The following is an 11,673-nucleotide window of genomic DNA, read 5'->3' on the forward strand; positions in this document are numbered from 1 at the left end:
CGCGGACGGGCGGGAACGCCGCCGAACGGGGCGCCAAGGGCCGGCCGGTGCCAAGGGCCGCCCGGTGCCAAGGGGCGGGCGGCCGCCTGGCGCGGGGGCGTTTGGTGGCTGGTCAGCCGTCTTGGGGGTCGGTGCGGAAGGCGATGCGCACGGTATCGAGCCGGTCGGGGGTAAAGTCGATGCCGGTTTCAACCGGCACCGAGGCGCCCGGTTCCAGCACCGACCGATCCACCGGGATCTGCCATTGATAGATCACATTGCCGCGCGCGTCCTCGGCGACGCCATCGAGCGGCGGCAGGGTCAGCCGGCGGTCGGTGGGGTTGGTGATGGTCACCGCGATGCTCAGCCCGTTGGTCGGGTCCTGGGGATTGCGATAGGCCACCTCGGGCGTGGACAGGCGTAGCAATTGCGCCGCGCTTGGGGCCGGGGCGCCGGCGTCTGCGGCGTTCGGGGTCATGCCCAGCGCGGCATAGAGCGGTCGCGACGCCGGCCAGGCGCTGGCCACGGTGTCGGCAAAGCCCACAAAGCCGCCGGCCAAGGCCAGATAAAACACCGGCAAGGCGACCCAACCGGCGGTCACCCAGCGCGGCCGGCGGGCGGCCGGGCGGTCGTGATCGGCGGCGCCAAAGGGGCTGAGGCCGTCGAGACCGCGTGGGCCTCGGGGGCGCTTGGCGGTGCCGTTGGGGGCGTCGGCCGGGGCCATGGCGGGGTGACCGAACGGGCTCGGATCGGCGAGCGCGCCTTCATCGGCGGCGTCGGCGCGCTCGGCCTTGGCGGCGCGTTCGGCGGCCATGTCGACCGAGCCGCTGCGTTCCACCGCTTGGCGCAATGCGGCGAACGGGGAATTGGGGTCCATATCCGGGCGCCCGGCGGGCCCGGCGCCGCCCGCCTGCTGCGGCTCGGACGGCCGGTCCGCCGTCGCGTTGTCGGCGGCGATGGTATCGCTTGTGGCGCTGCCAGGCGGGGCCGGATCGTCGGGTGCCGGGGCATCGGCATCGTCGTCGGCGTCGCGGAACACGGCCGAAAAGTCGGGCCGTTCCTCGCGCTCGGGCAGCGTGGCCGGTTCGGCGGCCTCGTTTGAGGCGTCGGTCTCGGCCACTGCGCGCCACTCATGGCCGCAGCTGCTGCACCGCACTAAGCGGCCGCCGCCGGCCAGCGCCGCTTCGGGGACGTTGTAACGGGTCGAACAAGAGGGGCAGGCAATCAGCATCCGCGTATCCGCCATCGGGTCTGTCAGGCGGCCAATGTCCCGGTCGTCGGGTGGACAGCCACGCCACCCCGTGTATAGAGTTCGCCCGGAGCCATTTCAAGAACCCCGGTTTTCGGCCCCGTTTCGTCCCCCGCAAAACAACAAGGCACGGCGTTGTGATACGGTTTGAGAATGTGGGCAAACGCTATGGCATGGGGGCCGAGGTTCTGAGCGACATCAGCTTCACGCTGGAACCGGGGTCGCTGCATGTGCTGACCGGGCCGAGCGGGGCGGGCAAGTCGACCTTGCTGCGTCTGCTGTATCTGGATCAGCGGCCGACGCGTGGCTCGGTGCAGATGTTCGGTCACGACGTGACCCGGCTGGCGCGCCGTCAGCTGCCGGCCTTCCGCCGCCGCATCGGCGTGGTGTTCCAGGACTTTCAATTGCTCGACCATATGTCGGCGCTCGACAATGTGGCGCTGCCCCTGCGCATTGCCGGCGACCTGCCCGAAGAGCGCATCCAGGGCTTCGTCCGGGAATTGCTGTCTTGGGTGGGCTTGGGCGACCGGCTGAATGCCAAGCCGCCGACGCTGTCGGGCGGCGAACAGCAGCGCGTCGCCATCGCCCGCGCGGTGATCGGCAAACCCGATCTGCTGCTTGCCGACGAACCGACCGGCAATGTGGACCCGTCCATGGCGCAGCGGTTGACGCGGTTGTTCGTCGAACTCAACCGGCTTGGCACCACCACGGTGATCGCCACCCACGACTTGACGCTGGCCGAAAGCATCGGCGGCGCGCGCATGCAATTGGCGCACGGGCAATTGCTGGCGGTGGGCGGTGGCGGCGGCGCACCGCGGGTGGCGGGCGCGCCGGTGCCGCCCCAACCGGCCGATTTCGGAGGGTTTTGACGGTGCGCGGTCTGGTGCCGGTTCGATTTCTACCGCGCGGCAAAAGTCGCGGCGGCCTGGTGCCGTGGGTGATCGCGGTGATGATGTATCTGTGCGGCCTGGCCATGGTCGCCGGGCTCAGCCTGCAAGGCGCGCTCGCCGGCTGGGCCTCGGGTCTGGAGCGCAAGGCGACCGTGCAGATCGTCGAGCCCGACCCGGACGCCAGCCGTCGCATCCAGCGGGCCGCGCTCGCCACCCTGCGCACCATGCCGGGGGTCGAGGCGGTGCGCGTGTTGCCCGACGATGAGGTCGCCGACCTGCTGGCGCCATGGCTTGGGGCCGATGTGGCGCAGGCGGGCTTGCCGGTACCCGCACTGATCGACGTCACCTTCGCCCCCGGCCGGCGGGTCGACATGGGCGCGGTGCGCGCCCGGCTTGCGGCGCGCGCGCCCGGCGCCGAGATCGACGACCATGCCCGCTGGCTCGGCCGGCTTTACGATCTGTCGGCGTTGTTGCAGACGCTGTCCTGGGCGGTGGTGGTGCTGGTGCTGGTGGCGACCGCGGCGATCGTGGTGTTCGGCACCCGCGCCGGTCTGGCGAGCCAACAGCGCGCGGTGCGGATCATGCACCTGATGGGCGCCGAGGACCGCACCATCGCCGGCGAATTTCAGTTTCAGGCGTTGATGGACGGGCTCAAGGGCGGGCTTGGCGGCACGGTCTTGTGCCTGATCACGCTTTACGCCCTGTCGCGGCTGGTCCAGGGCATCGGCGGCGGGTTGCTGCCGCAATTGGGGCTCGGCGGGCCGGCGCTGTTGGCACTGTTGGCGCTGCCGCTGTTTGCCGCGCTGCTCACCCTGATCACCGCGCGCTGGACGGTGATGCGCACCCTGGACGATCTGGTCTGATGGCGCGGCGTCCGGCATCGCACCGTCGTGGCCGCCTTTGGTCGCGCTTGGGCGCCCTGGTGCTGGCGCTGGGCGTCGCCTGGGGCGGGGGATTTGTTTATTTCCTGGCCACCTTGCCGCCGGAACGCGCGCTCAGTCCGGGCTTCCGGGTCGACGGGATTGTCGTGCTGACCGGCAGCGGCGGGCGCATCCGCGCCGGGCTTGAAGCGCTCGAACGCGGGGTCGCCGACCGGATGTTGATTTCGGGCGTCCATGCGGTCGTGGGCAAGGGCGAGATCATCGGCCAGTATCGCGACTATGCGGGCCTCGTCGGTTGCTGTGTGGATCTGGGCCACAGCGCGCGCAATACCATCGGTAACGCCGGCGAGACGGCTTTCTGGGCCGAGCAGAACCGGTTTCGCTCGCTCTTGGTGATCACCGCCGACTATCACATGGCACGCAGTTTGACCGCGTTCGAGGGCGCCATGCCCGGGGTGCGGCTGGTCGCCTATCCGGTGGCCAGCCGGGCCGGTCTGGCGACCTTGGCGGCGGAGTATTCAAAATTCCTGGTGACGGCCACGGTGGCGCGCCTGTGAGCCGGCGCCGGTCACCGCCGCCCGCCCGGCGTCGTCGCCCGCCGCGCCGCGCCGGTCTGGTGCTGAGCGCGCTGGCAGCGCTGGGGCTGATGCTCGCCTATGCCGGGGTCTGGCACTGGCAGGCCGACCGTCTGCGCGCCACGCTGGTCGAGCGCCTGGCGGCGGTCGATGGGCGGGCCGGCGTGACGCTCGCCAACGGGCCGGTGGCGGTCGGCGGTTTTCCCTTCCGCTTGGTGTTGAGCGTGCCCGATCTGACGCTCGACCTGTCGGGCGATGGTCTGCGCGCACGGCTGGCGCTCGGCCGGGTCGAGGCGGTGAGCCATCTGTGGACGCCCGACCATTGGGTGGTGCGCGGCGCCGACGTCGCTGGCCACGGCGCTTTTGCCGACGGGCCTGCGCTGGCGTTGCAGGCTGCTGCGGTGCGCGCCAGCCTGACCGAGCGAGACACGGCCGGCTGGCGGCTCGGGCTCGAGGTGCCGGCATTGGCGCTCGGTCCGCCGGGTGCGGCGCCGGCGCTGGTGCTCGACCGAGCCTTGTTGGTTGTCGACGGTGCCGAAGCGACCGAGACACAAGGCGTCCGGCTGCCGCGCACCGGTCGGCTGGCATTGCGCGCCGAGCGGGCCCGGTTGGTTGGGGGTGACGCGCCGGCGGCGGGGCCGTTGGGGCGAACGATCGAGGCGCCGGCGCTGCGGGTGGCGCTGCACGGGGTGCTCGGCGGGGTTGGGCGCGCCGATCTGGCCGACTGGCGCGACGCTGGCGGCACGCTGGAACTGGATCGGCTGTCGGGCGACTGGGGCGGTGTGGCGGCGTCCGTCAACGGCAGTCTGGCGCTTGACGAGGCGTTTCGCCCATTCGGCGCGGCGACCCTGGTTGTCGACGACCCGAGCGCTTTGATCGGTCAGGCGGCTGCCTTGGGGATGGTGCCGGCGGATGTGGCAAGGTCGGTGTCGGCTGCAACGGCGGGCGCCACGCCGGCCCGCTTGGCGATGATGGTGCAGGATGGCGTGCTGACGCTTGGCCCGGTCGCGTTGGCGACACTGCCGCCGCTGCTCGCGCCGCGCTAAGGTCGCCCGGTGGCGAGATGCCGGCCGATCATCTGCGAAGCGGTTGGGCCAGGTGGCCCAGTTCGGCGACGACCTGTTCGTAGACCCGGCGTTTGAAGGGAATGGCGAGCGCCGGCAGGCGCGGTGCCTCGACCCACGTCCAGTCTTCGAACTCGGGGTGATCGGTGGCGATGTCGATGCGCTCTTCCGCACCGGTTAGGCGCATGGCGTACCAGTGCTGGCGCTGGCCGCGATAGCGACCGCCCCAGACCCGGCCCAGCAGGCTGTCCGGCAGGTCGTAGCTCAGCCAGTCGCGGGTCCGGCCCAGCACCGCAACCTCATCGGTGCCGACCTCTTCCAACAGTTCCCGGTGTGCCGCTTCGTCGGCGCTTTCGCCCGGGTCGATGCCGCCCTGAGGCATCTGCCAGGCGTCGACTTGCGTGTCGATGCGCTGGCCCACGAACACCAAGCCGGCCCGGTTGATCAGCATGATGCCCACGCACGGGCGATAGGGCAGGCGCGCGCGCAAGGCGTCCGGATCGTCGGCGGGCGCGGGGGCTGGGTTGGGCAGATCGGGATCGGAGCTGGCCATGGCGTGCGGTCCTCAGCGGATGGTCTGGCGGCCGGCTATGGTGGACAGCGGCACGAACGAAATGCCCTGGGCCGCCAACCGGCCGCGCCAGTACTGGATACGCTCGACGGTGACCGGCAGCGGCTTGCCGATGCCCACCGCCACGCCGTCGTTGCGGGCGATGCTTTCCAGGTCGGCGAAGGTGTCGTCGATGGCGTCGGGCGAGGCGACGGCGTCGATGAAGCGGTTGTTGACCGCGGTCGGCATGCCGAACTCGCTGGCCATGCGCCCGGCAGCGGAAAAGCCGGTGACCCGGGCGTCGAGGAACATCAAGCCGCGCTTGTCGATCTCTTGCAACACCGGGCGTAGCACACTGCGGTCGGCGGTGAAGCGCGACCCCATATGGTTGACCGTGCCCATATAGCCGCCGAATGCCCGCATCACCGTGTGCAGCGAGCGGATGTTGCGGGCGCTCGACACCTCCACCTTGAGCGTGTCGACGCCGGGATTGTTGCGCGGATAGTCCTGCGGCTCCATGGGCACCATCAGCAACAGCTCATGGCCCGCCGCATGGGCCCGGGTCGCCCAGTCCTGGGGGCTTTCGGCATAAGGCGAGATGCCGAGGGTGATTTCGGCCGGCAACTCGTCGAGGATACGGTCACCGATGCGCTTTTTGAGCCCCACATTGACGATCACCACCGCGATCACCGGCCGGTCGGTGGCCGCCGCCGGGCGCGCATAGCGCTCGAACGGCGTCGTGCCATTGTCGGCACGGCGCGGCAGGCCCTCATAGTCGCCGCTGTCCAGGTAGCGCGGGTCGGGGAACGGCGCCGCGTCGAACGCCGGCGCCCGGTCCCCCGGGAGGCCCCCCGTACCGGCGTCGGCCCGGTCGCGCTCGTCGGCCGCCGGTTCGCCGTCGCGTGTGGCGTCGGTTGCGGCGGCCTGGCGGTCGACCGCGTCGCTGTCGGGCGCTGCCGGTGCCGGATTGTCGGCGGCGATTGTGGTGGCCTCGTCCGCGGCCGGGTCATCCGATGGCGTCTGGGTGGCGGCTTGACCTTCGGCGGCGGTCGCTGCGGCGGCTGCGGTGGAGCCATCGGCGCGTGCCGGCGCGGGCTCTAAGGTCGGGCTGGCCGAGGCGGTTTCTGGTGCCGGCGCGTCCTGGACCGGGTCGGTTGGCGCGGGGTCGGCCGAATAAGTCAGGTGTAGCGCCAGGGCGCCGCCGACGACGAGCAACACCGTCGCCCCCCAGGCCAGCGCCAGGTTGCGCCATGGCGGCACGGGTTTGCGCGGACCGGCCGGCTTTGTGGGCTGGTCCTGCTTGGTCTTCCCCGACGCCCGGGTCGGTCGGCGACGGGCTGCGGCCTTGGCCTCCGCGCGGGCTTTGAGCGGATTGGCGACGAGACGGTCGGGGGTATCGGGCTTGTTCTTGGCCAAGGATCGGCCCCGTTCGGCAGAGGAAGACAACCGGGCGACAGCCCGACCCGGCGCACGGTTGATCCCGGCGCCGAGCCTGAGCCTGTCACCTTCGTGTACTGTGCGCCCTGCGACGGGTCAATCTTGCGCCGCTTGGTCGGCCCGGTCGGCCTGAGCCGATCCGGGCCCCATCCATGTTGGACAGCGCGACCTCGGTGCCCTGCAACAGGTCGAGGGCGCGCTCCAACTGTCGGTCGACGGGCTCGCTGTCTTCGGCTGCGGTGTCGGCCGCGACCTGATCGCCCGCAGGGGCGTCGGCATCCCGGTCATCGGTATGCGGGGCATCGGCGCCGGTTGCCTCCGCGTCGGGTGCGTCGGTGTCGTCGCCGCCGGTGTCTGTGCCATCGGGCGCCTCGCCGTCCCCGGCTGCGTCCTTCAGCGCCTCGGCCGCGGCGGGCTTGAGCGGTCCGTTCTCGTTGACCAGATGGCCGGCCAGATCTTCTTCGCGCCGCACCCGGCGACCGGACGTCTCGGTCTGCAAGACCTCGATGTCGGGTTCGATGCCGCGTTCCTGGATCGAGCGGTTAGAGGGCGTGTAATAGCGCCCGGTGGTCAGGCGAATGGCGCTTTCCCGGTCGAGCCGCAGCACCGTCTGCACGGTGCCCTTGCCGAAGGTCCGTTCGCCCAGGATCGTCGCCCGGCGGTGGTCCTGCAGCGCGCCGGCGACAATCTCCGAGGCCGAGGCGCTGAACGGGTTGACCAGCACCACCACGGGCACACCGTCGGCGCGGTCGCCCGGCGTGGCGTTCCAGCGCGCGCGGTCGGAGGGCCGGCGCCCGCGGGTCGACACGATCTCGCCCTGGTCCAGGAACATGTCCGAGACCGAAATCGCCTCGTTCAACAGGCCGCCGGGATTGTTGCGCAGGTCGAGCACGATGCCGGCAAGATCGTCGCCCAGGTCCGCCTTGAGGCCCGAGAGCGCGTCCTTGAGGCCCGGTGTCGTCTTCTCGTTGAAGCTGGAGATGCGGATATAGCCGATGTTCCCCCGCTCGACCCGATAGTCCACCGAGGCGAGGCGGATCTTGTCGCGGACGATTTCCACGTCGAACGGTTCGTCGACGCCCTGGCGCACCACGGTGATGATGACCGATTGACCGATCGGGCCGCGCATCCGGCGCACCGCCTTGGTCAGCGAGGTGTCGGTGATCGCCTCGCCGTCGATATGGGTGATATAGTCGCCGCCTTGGATGCCGGCGCGTTCGGCCGGGGTGTCGTCGATCGGCGACACCACCTTGACGACGCCGTCTTCCATGGTGACCTCCATGCCGAGGCCGCCATACTCGCCCTCGGTCTGGACCTGCATGTTCTGGAAGGTCTCCGGGCCCATATAGCTCGAATGCGGGTCGAGCGAGCGCAACATGCCGTTGATCGCGGCTTCCAGCACCTCGCCGTCGTCCACTTCCTCGACATATTCGGCGCGGATTTTCTCGAACACTTCGACGAAGCGGTTGAGATCCTGGTAGGTGTTGAAACCCTTCTTGTCGGTCTCGGCCGCGCCGGGCAAGGCGAGGCCCAGGGTCAGCAAGGCCGAGAGCGTGACGGCGAAAAATCCTGTGCGCATGAATCAACCCATCTGTTCGATACTCGCCGCAAGCCAGGGCAGCGGATCGACCGGCTTGCCCGCCCGGCGCAGTTCCATATACAAGTCCGTTCCGCCGGTCGGTCCCGGCCCTTGCGTGCCCGCCGCCCTATCGGCGGCGACGCGGCTGCTTGGGGCGCTGCCGGTCCGGGCCGGAGCCGCCATGGCGCCGACCGGTTCGCCGGCAAGCACCCATTGCATCTCCTGGCAGTACAAACGATCAAGGCCGGCAAGAATACTAAGGTAATCTTCGCCATGATCGATAATCAAGAGACGACCATAACCCTTATACGGTCCGGCGAACAGGATCCGACCATCATAAGGGGCCACCACCTGGGCGCCGGCGCGCGTCCGAATGGTAACGCCCTCGGTCTTACCGAGTTCTTTCGGCGCGCCGAACGCCTGGATTATCGCGCCCTGCGCGGGCAGCGGCAGGTCGCCCGCGGCCTTGGGCAGTCCGGCCAGCCGACGCTCGTCGCGGGCCGATTTGCCGCGCTCGGGGCGGCTTTCGCCGGCGCGCGCCAACGCCTCGGATAACAGCCTTTGGCGCTCGGCCTGCTCCGCCTCCAGCTTGTCGATTAAGGCTTCAAGCGATTCGGCCTGGCGTGCCAGGGACGCGATCTTCTTTTTCTCCTGCGCCAGTTCGCTCTGCAGCCGGCGGCGGTCGCGTTCGCGCCGATCGAGCAGGGCGGCGAGGCGTTCGCGGCGGTCGTCGAGCCGGGCCAGCGTGCTGTCGAGGGCGGCGCGGTCACGGGCCAGGCGCGCGCGCATGGTACGCAGATCCTCGATATCGTCGGCGATGGCGGCGGCGCGGGCTTCCACCTGCGGCACCAGGGTGGCCAGGAGCGTGCCGCCGCGCGCCACGTCGAGCGCGCCGCCCGGGCGCAGCACGGCCAGTGCGGGCGGCTGGCGGCTCAGCCGTTGCAGGGCGGCGAGCGTGCGGCTCATCTGTTCGCGCCGCTCGGCCAGTTCGGCGCGTTTGTCGTTCTGGCGCCGGGTGACCACGCGGATGTCGCGTTCGAGGCTGTCGGCGCGCGCCTCCGACGACTGGATCTCGGCGGCCACCGCGCTCAACCGGCGGGTCAGGGCCTCGGCCTCGGCGCCGGCGGCCTGGGCCTGTTCGGCCAGCTTGCGCTGTTCGGCGGCGCGGGTGGCGAGTTCCGCCTCGATCCGGTCGAGGCGCGCGCGCTCTTCTTGCTGGGCGTGAGCCGGCGCGCTGGCCAGCGACAGGGCGATGGCGAGCCCCAGCGCGGCCACCAGGCGGCCGGGCGCCCGGGGCCGGGGGCCGGCGGTGGTGCTATGCGCGGCGCGACCGGTCACGACCTATTCAGCGGCCACAGCGGCGGTGGCGCGGTCGCCGCCGGTCAACAGCACCCGGCCGGTCATCTCGTCGGGTTGGTCGAGCCCCATGAGCGCCAGCAGCGTCGGCGCCACGTCGGCCAGCCGACCGTCGTCGAGGCCCAGGCCGGGGGCGGCGTTGACCAGGAACACCGGCACGTCGAGGGTGGTGTGGGCGGTGTGCGGCTGCTCGGTCTCGGGGTCGCGCATCAGTTCCACATTGCCGTGGTCGGCGGTGACCATGGCCACGCCGCCGGCGCGTTCCACCGCGTCGAGCAGCCGGCCGAGCCCGGCGTCGACCGCTTCGCAGGCGCGCTTGGCGGCGTCCATGTCGCCGGTGTGGCCGACCATGTCGGGGTTGGCGTAGTTGATCACGATGGCGTCGAAGCGGCCCTGGTCGATCGCGTCGACCACCCGGTCGGTGACCTCGCCGGCGCTCATCTCTGGCGCCAGGTCATAGGTGGCGACCTTGGGGCTGGGCACCAGGATGCGTTCTTCGCCCGGTTCGGGCGCCTCTTCGCCGCCGTTGAAGAAGAAGGTGACGTGGGCGTATTTCTCGGTCTCGGCGATGCGCAACTGGCTCAGCCCGGCCTTGGCGACCACCGCGCCGAAGCCATTGTCGACCGCTTCGGGCGGGAACAGGGCGGGATAGAGCGGGGCCAGGTCGGTGGAGTATTCGACCATGCCGGCGCGCGCGGCGAAGGCGACGGTCCGCTGCCGCTCGAAGCCGTCGAAGGCGGGGTCGGCCAGGGCGGTGAGGATCTCGCGCGCCCGGTCGGCGCGGAAATTGGCCATCAACACGCCGTCGCCGTCGGCCATGCCGGCATAAGGGGCGATCACGCACGGGGTGACGAACTCGTCGGTCTCGCCCGCGTCATAGGCTTGGGCGACGGCGACCGCCGGGCTCGGGCGGCTCGGTCCCTCGGCCAGCACCAGGGCGTGATAGGCTTTTTCGACCCGGTCCCAGCGTTGGTCCCGGTCCATGGCGAAATAGCGCCCCGACAGCGTGGCGATGCGGGCATTGTCGAGGCCGTCGAGATCGGTTTCGAGCCGGGCGATGGCGTCGGCGGCGCTTTTGGGCGGCGTGTCGCGGCCGTCGAGGAAGGCGTGGATGCGCACGGCCACGCCGGCGGTGTCGAGCGCGCGGGCCAGGGCGGCGATGTGGCGTTGGTGGCTGTGCACGCCGCCGGGCGACACCAGGCCCACCAGGTGCGCGGTGCCGCCGGTGCGCTGGAGCGCGGCGACGAAGTCGCGAAACGCGGTGTTGCGGTCCAACTCGCCGCTTCCAAGGGCATCGTCGATGCGCGGCAGATCCTGTTTGACCACGCGCCCGCCGCCCAGGTTCATGTGGCCCACTTCCGAATTGCCCATCTGGCCTTCGGGCAGGCCGACGGCGCTGCCGCTGGTCTTCAGGAACGCCTTGGGCGCGCTGGCGAACAGCCGGTCCCAGACCGGCGTGCGGGCTTGGGCGGCGGCGTTGGCGTCGCTGTCGGACCGCCAGCCCCAGCCGTCCAGAATGCACAGCACGACGGGCTTGGGGCGCGGGGCGTTGGGGGCGGACATGGCCGGACGGTCTCCTCTGGCGGTTCGCGGTGGTCGGGTCGGCGCGTGCGGGTCAGTCGCGATGGTAAGGGTGGCCCTGGGTGATGGTCCAGGCCCGATACAGTTGCTCATAGACCATCGCGCGCGCCAGCTTGTGGGGCCATGTGAGCCGGCCCAGGCTCAAGGTCAAGGCGGCTTCATGGGTCAGGTCGGGGTCGAGCCCGTCGGGGCCGCCGACGATCAGGCCGAGGCGCCGGCAGCCGTCGTCCTGCCAGGTCTGGATCTGGCCGGCCAGGTCGCGCGAGGTCAGGGTGGCGCCGCGTTCGTCGAGGGCGATCAGCCGGTCGGCGCGGTCGAGCGCCTTGCGCAGCCGCCGGGCTTCGTCGGCGCGGCGCTGGTCGACCGTATCGGCGCGCGATTCGGGGCATTCGACCGTGGTCACGGGCCAGGCCAGGCGCTTGGCGTAGGCGGCGGCCAGATCGGCTTCGGGGCCGCGGCCGAGCTTGCCGACCGCCGCAACGATGATGTCCATGGATGTCTCCGATCGGGGGCGCCAGGAGCGGATCAGGAG

General features: G+C 70.9%; 11 protein-coding genes and 1 pseudogene. 4 read left to right on the forward strand and 8 right to left on the reverse strand.

The genetic code is table 11. From position 1 onward, the window contains the following. Positions 1–112 precede the first annotated feature (112 nt). The gene (locus tag EV659_RS06320) at positions 113–1,099 is read right to left on the reverse strand and encodes a hypothetical protein (protein WP_243641583.1); all 987 of its coding nucleotides are present in this window, start codon (positions 1,097–1,099) and stop codon (positions 113–115) included. Positions 1,100–1,111: 12 nt separating this feature from the next. Further along, positions 1,112–1,225 (reverse strand): annotated as a pseudogene (locus EV659_RS15200) (zinc-ribbon domain-containing protein); the annotation flags it as partial. 140 nt (positions 1,226–1,365) lie between these two features. Between EV659_RS15200 and ftsE the strand changes: the two are divergent. Genes ftsE through EV659_RS06335 form a run of 4 tightly spaced genes read left to right on the forward strand, consistent with a single transcriptional unit; the run spans position 1,366 to position 4,620 of the window. After that, complete coding sequence (ftsE, locus tag EV659_RS06325; protein ID WP_200287797.1) at positions 1,366–2,097, forward strand: cell division ATP-binding protein FtsE; 732 nt, start codon at positions 1,366–1,368, stop codon at positions 2,095–2,097. Between the two features lie 14 nt (positions 2,098–2,111). Next, complete coding sequence (locus EV659_RS14660; RefSeq protein ID WP_165878760.1) at positions 2,112–2,981, forward strand: cell division protein FtsX; 870 nt, start codon at positions 2,112–2,114, stop codon at positions 2,979–2,981. Further along, entirely contained in the window at positions 2,981–3,556 is a 576-nt protein-coding gene (locus EV659_RS14665; RefSeq protein ID WP_165878761.1) for a YdcF family protein, read from the forward strand. Before EV659_RS14660 ends, EV659_RS14665 begins: the two co-directional genes overlap by 1 nt. A 59-nt stretch (positions 3,557–3,615) precedes the next feature. Beyond that, the gene (locus tag EV659_RS06335; protein WP_132707996.1) at positions 3,616–4,620 is read left to right on the forward strand and encodes a DUF2125 domain-containing protein; all 1,005 of its coding nucleotides are present in this window, start codon (positions 3,616–3,618) and stop codon (positions 4,618–4,620) included. 28 nt (positions 4,621–4,648) lie between these two features. On the opposite strand, the gene EV659_RS06340 is transcribed toward EV659_RS06335, so the two are convergent. From EV659_RS06340 to rlmH, 6 genes are all read right to left on the reverse strand, one after another. After that, complete coding sequence (locus EV659_RS06340; RefSeq protein ID WP_132707997.1) at positions 4,649–5,191, reverse strand: RNA pyrophosphohydrolase; 543 nt, start codon at positions 5,189–5,191, stop codon at positions 4,649–4,651. A gap of 12 nt (positions 5,192–5,203) precedes the next feature. Next, positions 5,204–6,604: a divergent polysaccharide deacetylase family protein gene (locus EV659_RS06345; RefSeq protein ID WP_132707998.1), complete on the reverse strand. Its 1,401-nt coding sequence runs from the start codon at positions 6,602–6,604 to the stop codon at positions 5,204–5,206. Positions 6,605–6,689: 85 nt separating this feature from the next. Continuing rightward, entirely contained in the window at positions 6,690–8,204 is a 1,515-nt protein-coding gene (locus tag EV659_RS06350; RefSeq protein WP_132707999.1) for a S41 family peptidase, read from the reverse strand. Between the two features lie 3 nt (positions 8,205–8,207). Then, positions 8,208–9,542, reverse strand: coding sequence for a murein hydrolase activator EnvC family protein (locus EV659_RS06355; RefSeq protein ID WP_132708000.1), 1,335 nt, complete (start codon positions 9,540–9,542; stop codon positions 8,208–8,210). 3 nt (positions 9,543–9,545) lie between these two features. Continuing rightward, a complete protein-coding gene (gene gpmI / locus EV659_RS06360) occupies positions 9,546–11,123 on the reverse strand; it encodes a 2,3-bisphosphoglycerate-independent phosphoglycerate mutase (RefSeq protein WP_132708001.1) in 1,578 nt (525 codons plus the stop codon). Between the two features lie 52 nt (positions 11,124–11,175). After that, a complete protein-coding gene (gene rlmH / locus EV659_RS06365) occupies positions 11,176–11,634 on the reverse strand; it encodes a 23S rRNA (pseudouridine(1915)-N(3))-methyltransferase RlmH (RefSeq protein ID WP_132708002.1) in 459 nt (152 codons plus the stop codon). Positions 11,635–11,673: the final 39 nt, after the last annotated feature.

Origin of the sequence: Rhodothalassium salexigens DSM 2132, assembly GCF_004341375.1 — a bacterium.
GTDB classification, from domain to species: Bacteria; Pseudomonadota; Alphaproteobacteria; order Sphingomonadales; family Rhodothalassiaceae; genus Rhodothalassium; species Rhodothalassium salexigens.